General features: G+C 65.7%; 17 protein-coding genes and 1 riboswitch. Of the genes, 8 read left to right on the top strand and 9 right to left on the bottom strand.

The window, feature by feature from the left end:
* Nucleotides 1-14 precede the first annotated feature (14 nt).
* From WBA38_RS04640 to WBA38_RS04630, 3 genes are read left to right on the top strand one after another with little or no spacing between them, the layout of a single operon-like run.
* Complete coding sequence (locus WBA38_RS04640; protein ID WP_424322198.1) at nt 15-2,105, top strand: VWA domain-containing protein; 2,091 nt, start codon at nt 15-17, stop codon at nt 2,103-2,105.
* Nucleotides 2,105-2,719, top strand: a complete 615-nt coding sequence (gene cobO / locus WBA38_RS04635; protein ID WP_424322197.1) for a cob(I)yrinic acid a,c-diamide adenosyltransferase — start codon at nt 2,105-2,107, stop codon at nt 2,717-2,719. The genes WBA38_RS04640 and cobO overlap by 1 nt, the downstream gene beginning before the upstream one ends.
* Before the next feature lie 4 nt (nt 2,720-2,723).
* The gene (locus WBA38_RS04630) at nt 2,724-4,103 is read left to right on the top strand and encodes a cobyrinate a,c-diamide synthase (RefSeq protein ID WP_424322195.1); all 1,380 of its coding nucleotides are present in this window, start codon (nt 2,724-2,726) and stop codon (nt 4,101-4,103) included.
* Here the strand turns inward: WBA38_RS04630 and WBA38_RS04625 are convergent.
* On the bottom strand, nt 4,070-4,732 hold the full coding sequence (locus WBA38_RS04625; protein ID WP_424293906.1) for a (2Fe-2S)-binding protein: 663 nt from the start codon (nt 4,730-4,732) through the stop codon (nt 4,070-4,072). The two genes, WBA38_RS04630 and WBA38_RS04625, sit on opposite strands and share 34 nt — an antisense overlap.
* A 238-nt stretch (nt 4,733-4,970) precedes the next feature.
* Between WBA38_RS04625 and WBA38_RS04620 the strand changes: the two genes are divergently transcribed.
* Complete coding sequence (locus tag WBA38_RS04620; RefSeq protein ID WP_424293907.1) at nt 4,971-5,183, top strand: CbtB domain-containing protein; 213 nt, start codon at nt 4,971-4,973, stop codon at nt 5,181-5,183.
* An 18-nt stretch (nt 5,184-5,201) separates the two neighbouring features.
* Nucleotides 5,202-5,957: a CbtA family protein gene (locus WBA38_RS04615; RefSeq protein ID WP_424293908.1), complete on the top strand. Its 756-nt coding sequence runs from the start codon at nt 5,202-5,204 to the stop codon at nt 5,955-5,957.
* 27 nt (nt 5,958-5,984) lie between these two features.
* Here WBA38_RS04615 and WBA38_RS04610 read toward each other — a convergent pair whose 3' ends face one another.
* The 5 genes from WBA38_RS04610 to WBA38_RS04590 all read right to left on the bottom strand — a co-directional run bounded on the left by WBA38_RS04610 (nt 5,985) and on the right by WBA38_RS04590 (nt 14,248).
* Nucleotides 5,985-6,707, bottom strand: coding sequence for a cobalt-precorrin-6A reductase (locus tag WBA38_RS04610; protein WP_424322194.1), 723 nt, complete (start codon nt 6,705-6,707; stop codon nt 5,985-5,987).
* Nucleotides 6,704-8,182, bottom strand: coding sequence for a cobyric acid synthase (locus WBA38_RS04605; protein ID WP_424322193.1), 1,479 nt, complete (start codon nt 8,180-8,182; stop codon nt 6,704-6,706). The genes WBA38_RS04610 and WBA38_RS04605 overlap by 4 nt, the downstream gene beginning before the upstream one ends.
* Nucleotides 8,182-8,916, bottom strand: coding sequence for a precorrin-6A synthase (deacetylating) (cobF, locus tag WBA38_RS04600; RefSeq protein ID WP_424296324.1), 735 nt, complete (start codon nt 8,914-8,916; stop codon nt 8,182-8,184). The genes WBA38_RS04605 and cobF overlap by 1 nt, the downstream gene beginning before the upstream one ends.
* On the bottom strand, nt 8,913-12,524 hold the full coding sequence (cobN, locus tag WBA38_RS04595) for a cobaltochelatase subunit CobN (protein ID WP_424322191.1): 3,612 nt from the start codon (nt 12,522-12,524) through the stop codon (nt 8,913-8,915). The genes cobF and cobN overlap by 4 nt, the downstream gene beginning before the upstream one ends.
* A 57-nt stretch (nt 12,525-12,581) precedes the next feature.
* A riboswitch (cobalamin riboswitch) is annotated at nt 12,582-12,651 on the bottom strand.
* A 130-nt stretch (nt 12,652-12,781) separates the two neighbouring features.
* On the bottom strand, nt 12,782-14,248 hold the full coding sequence (locus tag WBA38_RS04590; protein WP_424295100.1) for an MFS transporter: 1,467 nt from the start codon (nt 14,246-14,248) through the stop codon (nt 12,782-12,784).
* Between the two features lie 131 nt (nt 14,249-14,379).
* Here WBA38_RS04590 and WBA38_RS04585 point away from each other — a divergent pair, with 131 nt between their 5' ends.
* Complete coding sequence (locus WBA38_RS04585; protein ID WP_424295102.1) at nt 14,380-15,369, top strand: helix-turn-helix transcriptional regulator; 990 nt, start codon at nt 14,380-14,382, stop codon at nt 15,367-15,369.
* A 9-nt stretch (nt 15,370-15,378) separates the two neighbouring features.
* Here the strand turns inward: WBA38_RS04585 and WBA38_RS04580 are convergent, their stop codons facing one another.
* Both WBA38_RS04580 and WBA38_RS04575 read right to left on the bottom strand, forming a co-directional pair.
* Nucleotides 15,379-16,839 (bottom strand): ADP-ribosylglycohydrolase family protein, encoded by a 1,461-nt coding sequence (locus WBA38_RS04580; protein ID WP_424295103.1) that lies wholly within the window; start codon nt 16,837-16,839, stop codon nt 15,379-15,381.
* On the bottom strand, nt 16,840-17,340 hold the full coding sequence (locus WBA38_RS04575; RefSeq protein WP_424295105.1) for a T3SS (YopN, CesT) and YbjN peptide-binding chaperone 1: 501 nt from the start codon (nt 17,338-17,340) through the stop codon (nt 16,840-16,842).
* 65 nt (nt 17,341-17,405) lie between these two features.
* On the opposite strand from WBA38_RS04575, the gene WBA38_RS04570 reads away from it, so the two are divergent.
* Both WBA38_RS04570 and WBA38_RS04565 read left to right on the top strand, forming a co-directional pair.
* Entirely contained in the window at nt 17,406-18,107 is a 702-nt protein-coding gene (locus WBA38_RS04570) for an NrtR DNA-binding winged helix domain-containing protein (RefSeq protein WP_424295107.1), read from the top strand.
* Nucleotides 18,108-18,313: 206 nt separating this feature from the next.
* Nucleotides 18,314-18,994, top strand: coding sequence for a hypothetical protein (locus WBA38_RS04565; RefSeq protein ID WP_424295109.1), 681 nt, complete (start codon nt 18,314-18,316; stop codon nt 18,992-18,994).
* 4 nt (nt 18,995-18,998) lie between these two features.
* Here the strand turns inward: WBA38_RS04565 and WBA38_RS04560 are convergent, their stop codons facing one another.
* The gene (locus WBA38_RS04560; RefSeq protein WP_424297255.1) at nt 18,999-19,853 is read right to left on the bottom strand and encodes a cytochrome c biogenesis CcdA family protein; all 855 of its coding nucleotides are present in this window, start codon (nt 19,851-19,853) and stop codon (nt 18,999-19,001) included.
* Nucleotides 19,854-19,855 lie beyond the last annotated feature (2 nt).

The raw sequence follows: 19,855 nt of genomic DNA, 5'->3' as shown, positions 1-19,855 counted from the left end.
AGCGGGAGCCTCAAATGCCGGTGCAGTACCCCTTTTCTGCTGTCCTCGGATGCGAGACGGCCACCCCCGAGAACGCCGACGTCGGTCGCCGCATTGGCGATATGGGACTGGCGTTGATCCTCACGACAATCGCCCCGGAAATCGGGGGCGTCCTGATTCGTGGGGAGAAAGGGACCGCAAAGTCGACCGCAGTCCGCGCGCTCGCCGCCGTGCTGCCGCCGATCGACGTGTACGCGGCGGACCGCTTCTCCATCGACCCGGCCGACCCCGCAGCCACCTCACCCGACGCCCCGTTCGCTGATACGACGACTCTCACCCGGCCGGTTCGCCTCGTCGAACTGCCGGTCGGTGCCACCGAAGACCGCGTCCTCGGGTCCCTGCACCTGGAACGGGCACTGTCGGAAGGCAAGGTCGAGTACGAACCGGGACTCCTGGCCCGCGCGCACCGCGGCATCCTCTACGTCGACGAAGTGAACCTGCTGCACGACCACCTCGTCGACCTCCTCCTCGACACCTCCGCCATGGGACGCGCGACGGTGGAACGCGACGGCGTCTCGATTGAGCATGCGGCGCGATTTGTGCTGATCGGCACCATGAACCCCGAGGAAGGGGAACTGCGCCCCCAACTCCTCGACCGGTTCGGCCTCACCGTGGAGGTCGCGGCCCCGCGTGAGCCGACTCTGCGCGCCGAAGTGGTGCGGCGCCGGATGTCGTTCGACGCCGACCCCGCAGCCTTCAATGCCAACTACGCCGCCAGCGAGGCTGCGCTCACCGACGAGATCGCAGCGGCCCGAGAACGCGTTGGTGCGGTACGACTCGGCGATCCTGCGCTATTGAAGATCGCCGAAGTGTGCGCGGCGTTCGAGGTCGACGGGCTGCGCGCCGACATCGTGACTGCTCGCGCGGCCGTCGCACATGCTGCATGGTTTGGCCGCGACACCGTCACCAAGGCCGATATCCGCCAGGCAGCTCTGCTCGCGCTGCCGCACCGGCGACGCCGCAACCCCTTCGACGCTCCCGGCATCGACGAGGAACTTCTCGATCAGATCCTGGGCGATGATGAACTGCCTCCGGAACCGCCGGAACCCGAGCATCGTCCGGACGGTCCCGACAATCTCGACGAGTCGACGCAGACCGACGGGGCAGACAACGACCGGGCAGGCAAGGACGGGGCAGAAAAGGACGGAACTGACAGCGGTGAATCCACACCCGCGCCAGATCCCGCTTCCGACGACCAGCAGCCGTCACCGGGCTCGGTCGGTCCCGAGACCGTCGCTGCGGCGACGGACCCCTATCGACCAAAGCACCTGACTGTTCGCGGTATCGGTGCCGGCACAGCCGGACGCCGCAGTCGCGCAATCGCCACCACCGGCCGTCGTATCGGAGCCACCGTCGGCGCGACCGGATCCCTGCACCTGGTGGAAACCATCAAAGCCGCAGCGGGCAAACAGGCGGTACGCCGAGCGACCGACGATCGACGAGAGCGGATCGACCTGCGCGGTGAAGATCTGCGGATCGCCGTCCGAGAGGGGCGCGAAGCCAACCTGGTGCTCTTCTGCGTCGACGCCTCCGGTTCGATGGCCGCACGCAAACGCATGACGCAGGTCAAGACCGCCGTCCTGTCACTGCTGCTGGACGCCTATCGTCGCCGCGACAAAGTTGGCCTGATTTCGTTCCGCGGGAACGCCGCTGATCTCGCCCTACCGCCCACGCACAGCGTCGACGTCGCCGCAGCGCGACTGGACAACCTCCCGGCCGGCGGACGTACGCCGCTGGCTGAAGGACTCCTCGAAGCGGCGCGTGTGGTGACGCGCGAACGGTTGCGCGACCCGCGCCTGCGGCCGCTGTTGGTGATTGTGACCGATGGTCGTGCCACGAGTGGTGCCGATGCCGTCGCGCGGTCGCTGCACGCCGCCGACTACGTCGCGAGCCTCGGCGTCACGACCGTCGTCGTTGATGGCGAAAGCGGTCCGCTGCGCTTGGGCCTCGCCCGTCAACTCGCCGCACGACTGGGTGCCGAACATCTGCCGGTCGCCGAAGTGAGCGCCGAAGCGCTGACGGCCTCGGTTCGCCGGCACACCCACCACTTGAATGGAGCCGCCTGATGCCGCAAGGAGTACCAACGACGGTCCCCAACGACGGTCTCACCACTCGCCAGCGTCGAAACCGACCGCTGCTGATGGTCCACACCGGAGACGGCAAGGGAAAATCCACCGCAGCCTTCGGGCTGGGCCTGCGCGCCTGGAACCAGGGCATGAACATCGGGGTCTTCCAATTCGTGAAGTCCGCCAAGTGGCGCATCGGTGAACAGACCGTCCTGGAACGCCTCGGCCAACTGCACGAGGAGACCGGCGAAGGCGGGCCCGTGCAGTGGAACAAGATGGGCTCGGGATGGTCGTGGAGCCGCAAGCAAGGCGACACCGAAGACCACGCGGCCGCCGCCGTCGAAGGCTGGGAGGAGGTGAAGCGTCGGCTCGCCGACGAGACCCACGACCTGCTGATCCTCGACGAATTCACCTACCCGATGAAGTGGGGATGGGTCGACGTCGACGAGGTAGTGCAGGTCCTTGCCAACCGGCCGGGCCACCAACACGTCATCATCACCGGCCGCAATGCGGCCGCCGCGCTCGTCGACGCTGCCGACTTGGTTACCGAGATGACCAAGGTCAAGCACCCTATGGACGCCGGGCAGAAGGGGCAGCGGGGCATCGAATGGTGAGCCGATGAAGCTACCGCGACTGGTGATCGCGGCACCGTCGACCGGGCAGGGTAAGACCACAGTCGCCATGGGCTTGATGGCGGCGCTCCGTTTGGCCGGACAAGAGGTCAGCGGACATAAGGTGGGACCCGACTACATCGACGCTGGCTATCACTGCCTCGCGACGGGACGCCCGGGACGAAACCTCGATCCGCACCTGGTCGGGGAAGATCGCATCGTGCCGCTACTGCTGCACGGTGCGGCGGGCGCAGATATTGCGATCGTCGAAGGCGTTATGGGCCTCTACGACGGTCGGCTCGGCACCGGCGGATTTGCTTCGACGGCACATGTCGCGACGTTGACATCCTCGCCGGTGGTGCTGGTGATCGACGTGGCGCGACAGTCGCGGACTGTCGCCGCCGTCGCAGCGGGCATGGCGGCCTTCGACCCGACCATCAACATCGTCGGAGTGATCCTCAACCGGACCGGATCGGTCCGCAACGACGCCGAGATTGTCGCGGCCATGGAAACCGCGGGACTACCGGTTTTTGGATTGCTGCCGCGCGACGAGCAACTCGCCACGCCGTCCCGGCACCTCGGCCTGGTGACAGCAAGCGAACGGGACGACTCGGACGAGTTCGTGGACCTGCTGGGGCGCGTCATCGCCGCGCACCTCGACATTCCGGCGCTCCTCCACGCTGCCCGCACCGCACCAGACCTGGAAGCACAGGCGTGGAATCCGGGGACCGAGGTTGTCGCGGAGGGGACTGAGCGTCCCGTTGTCGCAGTGGCTGGCGGTCGTGCCTTCACCTTCCGCTACGCCGAAACCGACGAACTCCTTCGGGCGACCGGATGCGATGTGGTGGGTTTCGACCCGCTCGTCGACACCGCGCTGCCCGCCGGAACCTGCGGACTCTACCTCGGCGGCGGGTTCCCGGAGGTCTACGCCAGCGAGTTGGCCGCCAACCGTGAACTCCTCGCAGACCTGCGGGGTGCGGTCGAATCGGGAATGCCGACCGTCGCCGAATGCGCGGGGTTGCTGTACCTGGCGAACACGCTCGACGGCGCACCGATGGCCGGTGCCGTGCATGCCTCGGCGGAGATGTCGGGTCGGCTGACGCTGCGATACCCGGTGGCCACGGCCACCGCAGACTCCCTGTTGACACGCACCGGCGAGCAGGTGACCGGGCACGAATTTCACCGCACTCAAACCAGTCCGGCGAACGGGCCGGTCGCGGCATGGAGTATCGACGACGCGCCGACGGGCTTCGCGACCGACACCCTGCATGCGTCGTACCTGCACGTGCATTGGGCAGGGCACCCGCAGCTGGCGCAGCGGTTTGCCGACGCGGTGCATCAGCGCGCCGTGAATCAGCTCCGGCCGAGGATGCAGTCGGCGCAGTAACCGCCGCCGGGGATTCGGTAGTACAAGCAGCAGGAGCGCCGCACATAGCTCGGCGTTGTTCCTTCGCTCAGCGTCCCCTTCCCGACGAAAGGACCGTTGAGGAGGTGCCGTCCGACGGCGGTCGCAGCGTCAGCGAGTTCGGGGCGGACCAGATTAATCATGGCGATCGCGCCGAAGGCCGCCGAGGCGATGTTGCCGTCTAACACGGTCGAAGAAAGTGCGTAGTGCGCGGCAATCGCCTCGGCGAGGGGTCTCATCACCGTCGTCAACGCCGCCGAAATGTCGGGCACACCAACAGGTCCGGTGACGACGATCGGCCACGGGCCCGCGGCGGCCGGCTTCCAGAAAGTCGTGTCCAGATCGAGGGCGGGAATATCGATCCCCAAAACTGTTGCTGCGACCTGCGGCGCTAGTAGGCGGGCGAAAAGCCCCAGCGACATCGTCGACGCCGCGACCCGACGATCAATATCTGCTCCGGCCATCTCGGCCAGCAACGCCTGCGTGAATGTGACCCGTTCATCGAGCACGGCACCGTCTTCCACGAGAGCGCGGAGTGGCGTCCAGGTCGCATCGTCGACCGTGTCGTCGAGGGCAAAGAACCCGCCGAGTTCAGCGAGCTTCGATTGCATAGTGCCCAACTTGTATCCCCGACTTTCAACGTGAAGAGGCGCGCCGACCCCACGGGCTGGTCACGCGATCGCTGGGGATAGGATGCCAGGTGCAAGCATGCATGAGGAAGCCGGTGAGATTCCGGCGCAGTCGCGCTACTGTGACATCCCTTTTCGAGAAATCATCAGGGGTGAAGCCAGACCCGAATGCCTGTCACCACCCAATGATCAAGGGCGCATGAACCCTTGAGGAGGACACATGTCGCATTCTGTTGCGGTACCGGTTGCCGGTGCCATTCCCACGATCCCGTTGAAAGAACTTGCTCCGTGGGTAGTGTTTTTCGGTCTCCTTGCGATGGTGGTGATCTTTTTCGTCAGCACCACTCAGGGTGCAGTGTCGGTTCCGCCCGGCACCGGTGTCCACGAGTGGCTCCACGACGGACGTCACCTGCTCGGCTATCCCTGCCACTGAGTTGCGGAGGGATACGCCATGAACGCACGAGCATTTCTTGTCCGTGGCCTGATCGCGGGACTTCTCGCTGGCATCGCCACGTTCTTTGTGGCCTACGCGGTCGGTGAGAGCCAAGTCGAAACCGCGATCGGGATCGAAACAGCCGCCGAGGCCGGACACACCCATTCCCACGACGACAGCGCCGCTGAAGTCTCTCGGGAAACGCAAAAAACCTGGGGACTCTTGACCGGGACTGTTGGCGTCGGAGTCGCCCTCGGAGGCATCGTCGCGCTCATCGCGGCGGCTACTCTCGGTCGCCTAGGGAGACTTCAGCCTGGCGGTTCGACCGCATTGATCGCCGCGATCGGGTTCGTCGCCTTTGCTTTGGTCCCATTTCTGAAGTACCCGGCGACGCCACCGGCCGTCGGTAGCGGCGACACCATCGGCGGTCGCACAATTCTCTACTTCGGGTTCGTCGCGATCTCCGTCGCAGCCGCGGCAGGAGCCACCTACGCGGCAGTCAAATTGCGTGAGAAGTTTGGGACCTACACGGGAGTCGTCAGCGGAATCGCGATCTACCTGCTGGTGGTCGTGGTGGCGGGCAACCTGTTCAGCACGGTCAATGAGGTGGGGGATTTCCCAGCCGATACCCTGTGGTTCTTTCGTCGCGCATCTTTGCTGACCCTCGCCACCATGTGGGGCGTCATTGGTGTCGTGCTGACCGGGCTCGTATCACGGCTCTATGCCGAACAATCGGCGCAAATCCGGCGACAGGAGTTCGCGGCGAGCCTCTGACCCGGGCGGGTAGTTGCGTTGGTCTGGCTACTGAGTCAGCACCCAGACCAACGCTTCGTCGACCGTACTCACGGTGGCGACCCCGGAGGGGGACGGCGGTCGCGCGACAACTACGACCGGTACGCCGAGTTCGGCGGCGGCAGCCAGCTTCGGCCAGGTAAAGCTGCCACCGGAGTCCTTGGTGATGAGGACGTCGCTGGCGTGCGACCGCATCAATGCCCGCTCGCCGTCGAGCGTGTACGGGCCGCGGCTGGTGATTAGTTTCCACGACGACGGAATCGTCACGTCCGGTACATCAACCACTCGAGCCAACACGTGGTGCTCACCGAGGTCTGGAATGAACTGCGCCAACTCCTGCCGCCCAATTGTGAGAAAGGGGCGGCTGCCGAGACGCGCCGCTACGACAGCCGCGTCGGCGTGCGAATCGACATAGCGCCACGACTCCTGCGGTTCCCAACCGGGGCGAGCCAATCGGATCAGGGGCACGTTCTCCGCATCGCAGGCGAGTGCGGCGTTCGTGCTGATGCCGCGGGCGAACGGATGCGTGGCATCGACCACCGCGTGGTACTCGGCCAGCGCGCGCCGCAGGCCATCGACACCACCGAAGCCGCCGATCCGGACTTCGCCGACCGGCAGTCGTGGCCGCGCGACGCGGCCGGCAAGAGAACTGGTGACGTCGATACCGGTGGCGACCAGGTGTGACGCCAGCGCGCGGGCCTCACCGGTGCCGCCGAGCAGAAGCACCTTCATGGGGTACCTCCCGGCGGGAGAATCGGTTGCGACTTGGGTGCCCCAGACCTGGCCAATTCGATGAGTGCTTCCACGTCAAGGTGTTCTTCGACGAGATCACCGAGACGGTCGAGTCGAGCTTCGCGGGCCTGCGGAAACGACACCGTCGAGGGTGCGATACCGAGGGCCTCGCTTAAGAAGGCGCGGCGGAAGTCGTCGCCTTCTAAACTTCCGTGCCACATGGTGCCGAACACCTGGCCCCACCGCGCTCCGCCGAGGAAGTCCTCGCCGGACGCGACCGTCATGTGACCGTGGTGGATCTCGTAACCATTCGCGAGGGCACCCAAAGCGAAACCGCTCGGCAATCGCAGGTTCTTCTCTGCCTGGAACTCGGTCCGGACATCAAGGAGCCCCAGGCCGTCAACCGAGACACCCGCCCGGGATTCCACGCCGTGAGGATCTGCGATGGTGTGGCCGAGCATCTGAAACCCGCCGCAGATGCCGAGGAGCGGGCGGTTTTGCCCAGCGTGCTTCATGAGGGCCCGATCAATTCCGCGGGAACGAAGCCACGCCAGGTCGGCGATGGTTGAGCGTGTCCCCGGCAGCACCACGAGGTCGGCATCGGACACCTCGCGCGGGTCGGTGGTGAATACCACGTCAACGTCCGGTTCCAGACCGAGCGCGTCGACGTCGGTGAAGTTGCTGATCCGGGGGAGTCGGATCACGACGACCTTCCGCGCTCGATCGGTACGGGCGCGACGGCCCGCGAGATCGAGGGCGTCCTCGGAATCGAACCACAGGGTCGAATCCCATGGCAGCACGCCAAACACCCGTCGGCCCGTGAGCTGTTCCAGCGAGTCCAGTCCGGGCGTCAGCAGTCCGACGTCGCCGCGGAACTTGTTGACGACGAACCCGCTGACCAGCTGTTGATCTGCGGGTTCCAAGAGGGCAAGGGTGCCGAACATGGCGGCGAAAACCCCGCCGCGATCAATGTCGCCGACCACGATTGTCGGCAGACCGGCGTGTCGAGCCAAACCCATGTTGACGTAGTCGCCCGCGCGCAGGTTGATTTCGGCGGGGGAGCCGGCACCCTCGGCGATGACGACGTCGAAACGCGAGGCGAGGCCGTCGTAGGCGGCATGGGCCGCACGGGCGAGATGCCGTCGGCCGGTAGTCCAGTCGGCGGCATCCACCTCGCCAGCGGGCTGTCCCATCACGACGACGTGGCTGCGCCGGTCGGTACCGGGCTTGAGCAAGACCGGGTTCATCGCCGGTTCCGGCGGAACCCCGGCCGCCAACGCCTGGACCCACTGGGCACGACCAATCTCGGCGGTCGTGCCGTCGGTCGCCACGCACACCATCGAGTTGTTCGACATGTTCTGCGCCTTGTACGGGGCCACGGAGATGCCGCGTCGAGCCAAGGCTCGGCAGAGGCCGGACGTGACGATGCTCTTGCCCGCGTCGGAGGTGGTTCCGGCCACCAGCAAACCCGCCATCAGGGTGCCCTCAGCAGGTACACGTCCATTGCCCAGCCGACCTTCTGCTTGGCCCTTGACTTGGCCCGGTCGATCTCTTCGGCAACGTCGGCGACCCGCCCAGCGACCAGTTCTTCGGAGGCATCGCCCAAATTGGCACCCCACCAAATTGACCAGTCACCGAGCCCCGAAAGGTCCGGACTGCCGCCGAGCATGACGCACACATTCCGCTGACCGGCGGCGATGTCGTCATGCAACCGGCGGGCGGTCGTGATGTGGACGGGAACACCCACCGGATGCAGCACCATGCGATGCCGAGCCGCAAGCAGTTGCGGCGCGCTGATGCCGGGGAGAACGTCGTACTCCAGCGGCATCCGGTCGGCGAGTTGCTCCACGACGCGGATCGTCGAGTCGTAGAGCGAGGGGTCGCCCCACACCAGGAAGGCGGCGGTGCCGCCGCGTGCGCGCAACACCTTTTCGTAGGCATCGACGCGGGCCTCGTGCCAGTCGCGGACAGCGGTCACGTAGTCGCCGGAGTCGCCAGAGTCGCTGCGATCGCGCTCTGGATCGGGGACGGCCACCACGGGAATCCGCGATGACTGCGCGACGGCGCGGCGCACGGAAAGGAGCGGATCGTCGTCGGACTTCGCGGCGGCGATGACGTAATCGCAGGTCCGTAAGGCCTCGGCGACCTCGGCGGTTACCTGCGACGGACCCATCCCAATCCCGAGGATGCGTACTTTCGTCGCCGTCATACGTGTACTCCGTCCTCCAGATCGCCCTCGACTTCGAGGTACACCTCGGCCATCGCGGTGAGGGTGTCCGGGTCCGGGTCGGCCCACAGACCGCGCTCGGCCGCCTCATGTAGTCGTTCGACGATGCCGCGCAGCGCCCACGGGTTCGACGTGCGGAGGAACTCTCGGTTGGTCTCATCGAGGACGTACTCGTGCGAGAGCTTCTCGTACATCCAGTCGTGAACCACGCCCGCTGTCGCGTCGAAACCGAAGAGGTAGTCGACGGTCGCCGCCAGCTCGAAGGCGCCCTTGTAACCGTGGCGCTGCATGGCGGCGATCCACCGCGGATTCACCACGCGGGCACGGAAGACGCGGGCGGTCTCCTCACTGAGCGTGCGCGTCCGGATGGCGTCGGGCGTGGTGGAGTCACCGACGTAGGCCTTCGGGTCGCTGCCGGTGAGCGCGCGGACGGTCGCGACCATGCCGCCGTGGTACTGGAAGTAGTCGTCGGAATCGGCAATGTCGTGCTCCAGGGAGTCGACGTTCTTGGCAGCCACCGTGATGCGTCGATAGTTTGCGCGCATATCGTCGGCCGCCGGAGCGCCGTCGAGGTCACGTCCGTACGCGAAACCACCCCACGCGGTGTAAACCTCGGCGAGGTCAGCATCGTCGCGCCACGATCCGGATTCGATCACCTGCAGGATGCCCGCGCCATACGAGCCCGGCTTCGACCCGAAGATTCGCGTTGAGGCGCGGCGCTTGTCTCCGTGCACGGTGAGGTCGGCCAGATAGTTGGCCCGCGGGAAGTTGGTCTCGGCGTCCTCGTCCAGGTTGACCACCATCGCCACGGCGTCGTCGAGCATCGCCACCACGTGGGGGAAGGCGTCGCGGAAGAACCCAGAGATTCGGACGGTCACGTCGATCCGCGGGCGTCCGAGGTCGGCGGGTGAAATCACGGTAAGGCGACTGACGCGCCGCGAGGCTTCGTCCCATTCGGGGCGAACGCCCAGGAGTGCGAGGACCTCGGCGATATCATCGCCGGAGGTACGCATGGCGCTGGTGCCCCACACCGACAGGCCCACCGACTTTGGGTACGTCCCGGTCTCATCAAGGTGCCGGGCGATGAGCGAATCGGCCATCGCCTGCCCGGTCTGCCAGGCCAACCGCGAGGGGATAGCCCGCGGATCCACGGTGTAGAAATTGCGGCCCGTCGGCAGGACATTCACCAGGCCGCGCAACGGTGAACCGGACGGTCCGGCCGGGATGAAGCCGCCGTTCAAAGCGTGCGTGATCGCGTCGAGCTCGTCGGTGGTTTGCGCCAACCGGGGAACAACCTGCTCGGCCGCGAACGTCAGGACGCCCTGCACGCCGACGTCGTCGTGCAAGGAGGCGACGACCGTCGGATCCCAATTGGCTTGTTCCATCTGCTCAACCAACCGGCGAGCCTGCGCCTCCACGGCATTGACCTCCGCGAGTTCGGCGCCCTCAGCCAAGCCGAGGGCCGACCGCAACCCGGGCAGCGCATTTCCGACCCCGCCCCACACCTGTGCGGCCCGCAAGATCGCGAGAACCAGATTCACTCGGGCTTCACCCGTCGGTGCCGCACCCAAAACATGCAGGCCGTCGCGGATCTGGGCGTCCTTGATTTCGCACAGCCACCCGTCGACGTGCAGGAGGAAGTCGTCGAACTCGGTGTCTTCCGGGCGTTCCTCCAGGCCGAGGTCGCGATGCATTTCCGCAGACCGCATCAACTGCCAAATCTCGCCGCGGACCGCGGGCAGCTTCGCCGGGTCCATCGCGGCGATGTTGGCGTGCTCGTCGAGAAGCTGCTCGAGTCGGGCAATGTCGCCGTAGGCTTCGGCGCGCGCCATCGGCGGAATCAGATGGTCGACGATCACCGCGTGCGCCCGCCGCTTGGCCTGCGCACCCTCACCGGGATCGTTGACCAGGAACGGGTAAATCAGCGGCAGGCTGCCGAGCGCGGCATCCGGTCCGCACGACGCCGAGAGCGCCGCATTCTTACCCGGCAGCCACTCCATCGACCCGTGCTTGCCCAGGTGAATGATCGCGTCGGCACCAAAGCCGTGCTCAATCCACCGATAGGCACCAAGGTAGTGATGACTCGGCGGCAGGTCAGGATCGTGGTAGATCGCGACCGGGTTCTCACCGAAGCCGCGGGGCGGCTGAATCAGGATCACCACGTTGCCAGCCTGCAAGGTGGCCAAGACTAACTCGCCCGAGTCGTTGACGAACAAGCTTCCCGGCGACTCGCCCCACGCGTCGACCGTCGCCTCGCGGAGGTCGGTCGGCAGATCGGCGGTCCACTCGTCGTACTCGGCCTTGGTGATCCGCACGTGCGCGTCGGTGAGTTGTGCCGACGTCAACCACTCTTCGTCTTGCCCGCCCGCTGCGATCAGCGCGTGAATCAGCGCATCGCCAGCCCGGGTGTCGTCGTCGGAGTCGAGAAGTCGAGTGACGGGATTGTCGCCGCCGAGGTCGTAGCCTTCGTCGCGCAGGCGGCGCAGCACCCGAATCGCCGACACCGGGGTATCGAGACCGACCGCATTACCGATCCGAGCGTGCTTCGTCGGATACGCCGACAGCATCACGGCCAGCTTCTTCTCTGCGTTTCCCACAGCGCGCAGTCGTGCATGGTTGACGGCGATTCGGGCAACGCGGTTCGCCCGTTCGGGGTCGGCGACGTAGTGCGGGAGACCGCGGTCGTCGATCTCCTTGAAAGAGAACGGTGCGGTGATGATCCGGCCGTCGAACTCGGGGATCGCAATCTGGCTGGCCGAGTCGAGCGGGGTGACGCCGTCGTCGGAGGCCTCCCATTCGGCGCGGCTCGACGTCAGGCACAGGCCCTGCAGGATCGGGATGTCGAGGGCGGCCATGCGCGCGACATCCCATGCTTCATCGTCGCCGCCGGCGCTGGCTGTTGCAGGCACCGAGCCGCCTGCTGCCAAGACCGTCACGATCAGTGCATCGAGGGTGCCGAGTGCGTCGAAGAGGTCGTCCGGCGCGGATCGCAATGAGCCAGCAAAGATCGGTAGGCCAACAGCCTGTCCGGTCGCGTCGATCGCATCGGCCAAGGCGTGCGCGAACGCGGTGTTGCCGCTGGCCTGATGAGCGCGGTAGAAGAGGACTCCTACTCGTGGACGCTGGTTGTCGATGGGCTTCCGGTCGACGAATCCCCAGTTCGGGATGGGTTCCGGGGCCTCGAATCCTTCGCCCGTGAGGAGGATCGTGTCGGAAAGGAAGGCGTGCAGTTGGGCGAGATTGTTGGGGCCGCCTTCGGCAAGGTAGCGGTGGGCCTGTGCGGCAACGCCCATCGGGACGGTGGAGATTTCCATCAGTTCGGCGTTGGGTTCCTGCTCTCCGCCAAGAACCACCACCGGTGTGCCGCGGTCACGGACTGCGGCAAGACCGGGCCAAAGGTCGTGGGGCGAACCGAGGAGTCTGACAACGACTAAGTTCGCGTCTTCGACGGCCGCTGTCAGTTCGGCGTCGTTGCTGCGGGTCGGGTTGGCCAGTACATAGGCGGCATCGCTTGCGCGCGCCGAGAGCAGATCGGTGTCGGACGTGGACAGCAGCGCAATGCGTGCCGAGGGCACACCAGTTGATGCCATGGCGGCAGTTCCTCCTCCGGGGTTCGCGCCCCGTCGTATGTCGGATCAACCCGCGCGCAGTATCTGGCTTCGTCGACAATGCGACGTCACAGTGGCGGAACCGCCCCGGATTTGAACCGGGTTCCTGCCGCGCGGGAGCAACCTGCAGCCTACGTCAGACCGCTATCGCCACCCCGCGCCGCCCTTCTCGCATGATGCGTTGATTCCCGCACTATGTCAGACGTAGTGCGGGAATCAACGCATCATGCGAGAACCAGTTAGCGCGGGGTTGGGCTGGGCATTGCCTGGGCGACGATGGCACCCACCGCGAGGAAGGCGACCATGATGGCGAACGACGCGCGGTAGCCGGCTTCCAAACCGTGGGTGGTGCCAACGCTGCTGTAGACAGTGCCGATTACGGCCGCACCAATCGCGACCGACAACGCCTGCACGGTATTGAAGACGCCCGAGGCGGCACCGGCGAGATTGACCGGCACCTCGTCGAGCACCAGAAGGCCTGCCGATCCGACGATGGCACCGAACCCGAGGCCCGAAACAGTCAACGCGACGGTGAACCAGAGCGCCGGATGCGCCGAAGACTCGGCGAAATCCATCGTCAGCATGCCCGCAATGAAGACGACGGCACCGTATTGCAAGACGCGCTTGCCGAAACGCGGGGCCCACATCGTGGCAGCCAAACCAGCCGAAGCGGGAACCGCGAGCGAGAACGGGATCCACATCAATCCCGTGTGCAGCACCGACCAGCCCAGGGCAAGCTGCACGTGCAGCGACTGCACCAGAAAATAGCCGCCGGTCGGGATCATCAATGCGCCGAACGTTGCAAGGCCCGCGCTAAACGATCGCGTTTGGAACAGGGCTGGCGGAATCATCGGCTCAACGCCGCTTCGCTGCGCGTTGATCTGCTGCTGGGCAAAGACGCCCAAACCGAGAACTCCGGAGCCGATGAGTCCGAACCCCCAGGCAGGCCAATCGTTCTCCGGGCCGAGCGTTATCGGCAGCATGATCGCCGCCAACGACAAACCGAGGACGATGGCCGATCCGGCGGTGATGGGTGCCGGTTTGTCGGCGCGAGTCTGGGGGACAAAGGCGCGTGCGGCGATGATCGCGAGGACTGCCAACGGCACGTTGATCAGGAAGATCGGCCGCCACGACATGCCGAACCAGTCGCCGCTCGTGATGAACGCACCCAAGACCGGGCCGCTGACGGCGGCCAGCCCAATGATCGAGGTGAACAGGCCCATCGCCCTGCCTCGTTCTTCGGGGGCGTACATCACCTGGATGCTGGTCAGGACCTGCGGCACCATGAGTGCTGCGGCGACTCCCTGCACGATCCGGAAGGCGACGAGTTGGGTGGGATCGGCGGCCAGTCCGCAGGCGAGCGAGGCGGCCCCGAACGCGGCGAGCCCGATGATGAAGAGGCGGCGTCGGCCGAACCGGTCCCCGAGGCGAGCACCGAGAATCAGTCCGACGGCGTAGGCCAGGGGGTATCCGGCAACAATCCACTGCAGGGCGCTCGCTGAAGCACCGAGGTCGTCGGTCATCGTGTGGAGGGCGACGTTGACGACGGTGGCATCCATCAACTCCATGAATGAAGCCGCGAGCAGGCAGATCAACGCGATGGTCCGGGCCCGCGGACTGAGTGTCGGTAGCGCAGTCTGAGACGTGGTCTCAGTGAGCTTCGCGATGGGTCCGCTTCTTGCGTCTTCCTCGGACGTGACAGTCATTTCGGGCTCCTTTGGTCGGATCGCAACTTGGTGTGACCATGACGTTAGGGACCTCAAAGGACAGGAAGTGTCCGCAATCAATTTCAGCTTTCCGGACAGTTTCTGTCCGCTGAATCCGGCACCATGAACCCATGGCCGCTACGACGACACGCACCCTTAAGCTGCTCGCGTTGCTTCAGGCACATCGACTGTGGGCCGCAGCGGAACTCGCCGCGCGGCTGGAGACCACCGAGCGAACGGTGCGCCGCGACGTCGAACGTCTGCGGGAGTTGGGGTACCCGGTGGAGTCGGTGCGTGGCACGGGCGGCGGATACCAGTTGGCACCGGGTGGATCAATGCCTCCGCTAGTGGTCGACGAAGCCGAAGCCGTCGCAATCGTCGCGGCTTTGCGGAGCGCGGCCTCGGGGTCTGCGGCAGGGGTGGCGGAAGCGTCGGTGCGCGCGTTGGCGAAGGTTACGCAGGTGCTGCCGCCGAAGCTTCGCAAGCGCGCCGACGCTTTACGCGCGATGAGCGTCGCCATCCCCGGACAGTCAGCGCCACCGTTGGACGCCGAAGTCATCACGACGGTGGCGCTCGCCTGCCGCGACACCGTCGAAATCGAATTCGACTATGCCCCCGCTGCGCGGGCTGGCCGTACGCCCGGCCGTCGTCGCGTGGAGCCGAACCGCCTGGTCCCGGTAGGTCAACGATGGTATCTGCTGGCCTACGACCTGGGTCGCCAGGATTGGCGAACCTTCCGGCTCGACCGGTTGAAGAATGCAACACCGGGCAAGCGGAGTTTCCGGCCGCGGGCGATTCCCGGTGGTGACGCAGGCGAGTTTGTTCGCGGCAGCCTCCGCGCCGTCCACCAATCGCACGAGGTCACCGCCGTGGTCCATGCCTCGCCCGAGGTGGTACGGGCGAAGATCGGCCGCTGGGCACAAGCGGCCGATCATCCCGAGGGTTCTTTGGTGACGCTGCACGTTGAGGACGCCCGCTGGGTGGCGATGGCGTTCGGTTCGCTTGACGCCGACTACGAGTTCGTCAGTCTGCCGCCGGAGTTGCTGCACGACCTCCGCGGCCGCAACGCCCGTGAGTCACGAGCCCTCTACCTGATGGAACGTGAGCGTCAGGCCGACTAGGGGGCACCGTTACGGGCGGAGGCCGCGTTGCCATGACGACTCCAATCGTGCGAGCGACTCGCGGAATCCCGGATTCGGGTTAGCTCCGGAGACGGCGGCAGCTACTGCTTCGGTCGCTGCTTGGCGGTTCACGCCCTTGGTAATTGCGTACGCAATACCGACCGCCGGGGTCCGACTTTGCGCGGCGACGCAGTGCACCAGTACCTCGCGTCCCTCGCTGCGCAGCGCCGCTATGGTGGCGGCCGCGTCGGCGAGGACGAAGTCGAGGTTGGGGTTTATCTGTGCACCGGGTTCGTCGATTAGGCGGAACGGAATGTGCTCGACATCGGGTGCGATCTGGTCTGTTCCGACGAGGCAGAGGCTGATCACCGCGCTGACGTCGGCGGGGAGCGCGCCCAGCGCGGTGACGTCCCCGAGCCACACGCCATCGTCGTGCGGGTGTTGGACGAGAATCGGCGGGCTGGCGGGGTAGTCGATCCGGGTGGCGGTGGGCCATCCGTGCGATTCGGGTCCGCCGGTGGCGGCCAGGTGTACGAGACCGACGAGCTGTTCGCCGCTTAGTCCCGGGTAGCCGTGGAGGATGCGACGCCACCGTGCTGGTACAGCGGATGCACCCCACCGGGCACCGAGGAGGGCGCCGGCGATCGCGGCGACGGTATCGGTGTCGTTGCCGATGCGGATGGCGGTGGTCAGTGCTTCTCCGAAGTGTCGGCACGGCTGATCGATAGGTACCCGGGTGTGGACGATGGCCGACCATGCGGCCTGAAACGCGGCAACCACCCAGCCGTTCGGGGTGAACTCCGCGGGCTCGCGCTGTTCGGCTTCGTCGATGCGCTCACTCCAATAGGCGGCGGCCTCGTCGTCGAGGGAGTTCAGGCCGGCGCGCACGTCGAACCTGGCGTCGACAACCGCGCAACGAATGGCCAACGACCACAACGTGCACGCCTCCTGAGCGCGGCGGTCGTAGTGCGTCAGCGCGCTGACTTTCCGCGCTGCGTCGGCGACGGCGGCGGGGTCGTGCAGGTATGGAAGTGCGACGGCGGCGGTGCGCATGAGGGATCCGTTACCGCCGGAGTGAGTGACAGACTTGCAATGCTCGATGGACGCGGCAGTGGCGGCTGTCCCTGTCGGGTTTGGCCCGACAGCGCGCAGTACCGCGCGGGTTTGGTTGCCGATGTCGGCGGGCCCGGAGTCGTACCAGTCACGGAAGCGGCGGGCGACGGCGGTGAGGCCTTCCTCGGAGCGTAGATCGAGACCGGATGCCGATGTGTCCAAGATGGCCCAGGCCATCGTCGTATCGTCGGTCCACTCGCCCGGGGCGAAGTTCCCGAGGCCACCGCCGAGCATCTGCGGGCCGTCGGGGCCTGGCCGCAGGTAGTCGAACTCGTAGGGTGCGCCAAGTGCGTCGCCGACGGCCGAACCGAGGACCGCGCCACAGGCGCGATCGAGTTGTGCGGGAGTCAATTTCATTTAGGCCACCTCCGAGCCGGTGCGATAAGCGAGGTCATCGCGGGTTGACGTCATGGTTGAGAAGAACTGGTCGAGCAGTAGCGATAGGTGCTGTGGAGCGAAGGGCGTGCAGATCATCGCACTTTCCAGCCAGATGGACCGATTGACCAGTGTCCACTTGGTGACCACGCTGCGGCGGTTGAGAATTCCCAGTTCCACCTCGGTCGCTCGCCGTGAGTACACACCGTGCGCGACACGGCTGAAGGCAACGATGAGCGGGGCGTCCGGAAGTACCCTGACCCACACTTTGTGGCCCAGATGGTCCAGGACGCAGTCGCCGTCGTCATCGACCAACGGTTGCTGCCCGAACTTGTCCCGCAGGGTGTCCTTCACCAGTCCGATCAGATGGTCTCGGTTCCTTGGGTGGTGGGCCGCGGCTTCGGATTTGCGGTCGGCCGCCTGGAAATCTGCCCACAGTGCGTCGCTGCTGCCGTCGCGCTCGAAATTCTTGTCCTGCGTCATCCCAACTCCTTTAGCATGTCATCATAGCTAAACATTAGCACTCGATACGCGCTAATGTCTTGGGGGTGGCGAACAGTGCATTGGAGAAGTACCCGCGACCAGGCGTGACGGTCGACTTAGCGATTCTCACGGTTGTCGGTGCGACAGCGGCAATCCCTGAACTGCGCGTGCTAATCCAAGACCGCACGGACCCGGATGGTCGGGCGCTCCCCGGAGGATTCGTGCGCGAACGCACAACCGTTGCCCAGACCACCGCCGAGGTTTTTCGACGCAAGGTGGGGGTCGAGTTCGGCAGAGAGGTGCACCCAAGACTGCTGCGCCTGTTCGACGACCCGAACCGCGACAGTCGTTCCTGGGTGATCTCGGCGGCACACGCCATCTCGGTGCGGGAAGCGGATCTGACTTCGGCGCATGGCCATCTGGTTCGAGTTGATCACGACGGCCGACTCGACGGGGAGAGCCCACTGCAGTTCGACCACGACGAGATCGTTGCTGACGCAGTCAGGGAACTTCGCTCGCGTTACGAGTTTCGCCACCGGTACGCCGATACGCTCCCGGATCCGGACGGCTTCCTCGACGAGCCATTCACTCTCCATCAACTACGCAAGGTGCACGAAGCCGTGATTGGCGAACGCCTTCACAAGGACAACTTCAACCGCCGCATGAAACCGCTCCTGGACCCGGTCCTTCTCGACGGCGAACCAGTATTGGCGGAGAGCCTAAGGGGGCGGCCTGCTGCGTTGTATCGGCGGCTGACAGAAGCTTGACCGGGAATCGGCGAATCGTCTTTAACGCTAACCCCGGGCCACGATGATCAGCGGAGTTCGTGACACCAGCGGCGTCCAATTGTCGTAGGTCGGGTCTATGTTGTTGAGCATCGGGGCACCGGGAACGACGTAACCCCGGCGATGTGGCTTGTCGCCAGGGATCGTTCCGGGGTCTTCGTCAACCAACGATACGGGGGTGTTGGGAGATGTCAACGACTAATCGGTGGGGCGCGCCCACAGGGCTGACCGGTGTGCCACGACTGCTCACCGCGGTGCGGTTGCGGTCGTATCTAGACGCCGCGCGTGGCGACATTGCTGCGGCACTCCGGCTCTACGATTGGAACATCATGGCGTCGGCTGCCGTGATGGCGACTGTCGCGATGGTCGAAGTGGTGACCCGCAACGCGATGGACACGCAATTGGTGGATTGGGCGCGCCACCGAGGCGACGACTCGTGGTTCGAGATCATTCCGATCGAAGCGCGGGGGCTCGAAGACCTCGATCGCGCACAGCGCAGCGTCGAGAATCGCGGGGTGAGCACCGAGTACCACGACCAAGTTGTTGCCGAACTGACCATCGGTTTCTGGCGTTACCTAGTGGCGCAGCGCTACCTGACATCGCTGTGGGTGCCCGCTCTCCATAAGGCCTTTCCCTCCGGTTACCGGGACATTCGGGAACGCCGCAGGGGCGTCGAACGCCACCTCACCACACTCGCTTTCGTTCGGAATCGGGCCGCTCACCACGAGCCGATCCATCGGCGAGACCTACGCGCTGACCTGCGGGCCGCCGTAGAACTGGCCACCTGGGTGCACGTCGATGCCGGCGACTGGGTTGCCCGGCGCTCGCCACTGGAAGCGGTAGCTGCCCGCCGCCCCCGCGTCCGTTAGGTGCCTACTCGGCGGGGTGACGATCGGCGTCGACTTCGGCACGACGCTGTCCGCGCCACCACCAGAACAGCACTCCGCCCACGGCGAGCACGATCAACGCAATATCGACTTCCGGTCGCGACAGCGTTTCGGCAATCGTCGCCAGTTTGTCCGTGACGCCGCCGCCCACCGGGTCGGCGACGCCGACGAATCCGTCGGTCAGCCAATAGAACAAACCGGCGGCGATCAGCAAAATCCCCGTCAGAACCGACGATGTATGCCACGTTCTGCCCAGCGCGGTGAACTCGCGTCCACGGATAATCGCCCGACCACGGTCCGACAACCGTTGCCAGGTCAAAGCCAACAGCATCATCGGAACCACAATGCCCGCCCCGTACACGGCCAAGAGAATACCCGCGCCAACTTCATCGCCCTGAGCGGCAGCCAGCGTCAACACGGCACCCAGAATCGGGCCGGTACAGAACGTTGCGGCTCCGGAAGCCGCACCGAGGACCGCGCTCTTAACTAACCCCGACCGGTTTTGCGCGGCGTGGCGTAATCGGTCCACTCCGGGCATCTTGCCCGCCAAATCGAAGCCGCGACCGAACATCGCAATGACGCCGAACACGACCAACGCGAGACCGGTGAGTGCGACGATCGCCGATCGATGCTCCACAAACATGCGCCCCGCGGCGCCAATGCCAATTCCCACCGGAACCAGGGTCAGCAGCAGCCCAGCGTAGAAGACACTCGTGTGGAGAACTAGGCGCGCCCCAGATCCGACCGCCGACGCAAAATAGGCGGGCAAAAGCAGCGCGCTGCACGGGCTAATCAGACTGAGGGCACCACCGAGAAACGCGGTCGCGAGTCCAATATCCACAG

It is taken from the genome of Gordonia sp. (in: high G+C Gram-positive bacteria) (assembly GCF_049647785.1).
Taxonomy (GTDB): Bacteria; Actinomycetota; Actinomycetes; order Mycobacteriales; family Mycobacteriaceae; genus Gordonia.
This window is presented reverse-complemented; position numbering and strand designations above follow the sequence as displayed.

Bases quoted from the DNA above. Each gene is read 5' to 3' on its own strand.
- WBA38_RS04640 (WP_424322198.1), top strand. From the start codon at position 15: ATGCCGGTGCAGTACCCCTTTTCTGCTGTCCTCGGATGCGAGACGGCC.
- cobO (WP_424322197.1), top strand. From the start codon at position 2,105: ATGCCGCAAGGAGTACCAACGACGGTCCCCAACGACGGTCTCACCACT.
- WBA38_RS04630 (WP_424322195.1), top strand. From the start codon at position 2,724: ATGAAGCTACCGCGACTGGTGATCGCGGCACCGTCGACCGGGCAGGGT.
- WBA38_RS04625 (WP_424293906.1), bottom strand. From the start codon at position 4,732: ATGCAATCGAAGCTCGCTGAACTCGGCGGGTTCTTTGCCCTCGACGAC.
- WBA38_RS04620 (WP_424293907.1), top strand. From the start codon at position 4,971: ATGTCGCATTCTGTTGCGGTACCGGTTGCCGGTGCCATTCCCACGATC.
- WBA38_RS04615 (WP_424293908.1), top strand. From the start codon at position 5,202: ATGAACGCACGAGCATTTCTTGTCCGTGGCCTGATCGCGGGACTTCTC.
- WBA38_RS04610 (WP_424322194.1), bottom strand. From the start codon at position 6,707: ATGAAGGTGCTTCTGCTCGGCGGCACCGGTGAGGCCCGCGCGCTGGCG.
- WBA38_RS04605 (WP_424322193.1), bottom strand. From the start codon at position 8,182: ATGGCGGGTTTGCTGGTGGCCGGAACCACCTCCGACGCGGGCAAGAGC.
- cobF (WP_424296324.1), bottom strand. From the start codon at position 8,916: ATGACGGCGACGAAAGTACGCATCCTCGGGATTGGGATGGGTCCGTCG.
- cobN (WP_424322191.1), bottom strand. From the start codon at position 12,524: ATGGCATCAACTGGTGTGCCCTCGGCACGCATTGCGCTGCTGTCCACG.
- WBA38_RS04590 (WP_424295100.1), bottom strand. From the start codon at position 14,248: ATGACTGTCACGTCCGAGGAAGACGCAAGAAGCGGACCCATCGCGAAG.
- WBA38_RS04585 (WP_424295102.1), top strand. From the start codon at position 14,380: ATGGCCGCTACGACGACACGCACCCTTAAGCTGCTCGCGTTGCTTCAG.
- WBA38_RS04580 (WP_424295103.1), bottom strand. From the start codon at position 16,839: ATGAAATTGACTCCCGCACAACTCGATCGCGCCTGTGGCGCGGTCCTC.
- WBA38_RS04575 (WP_424295105.1), bottom strand. From the start codon at position 17,340: ATGACGCAGGACAAGAATTTCGAGCGCGACGGCAGCAGCGACGCACTG.
- WBA38_RS04565 (WP_424295109.1), top strand. From the start codon at position 18,314: ATGTCAACGACTAATCGGTGGGGCGCGCCCACAGGGCTGACCGGTGTG.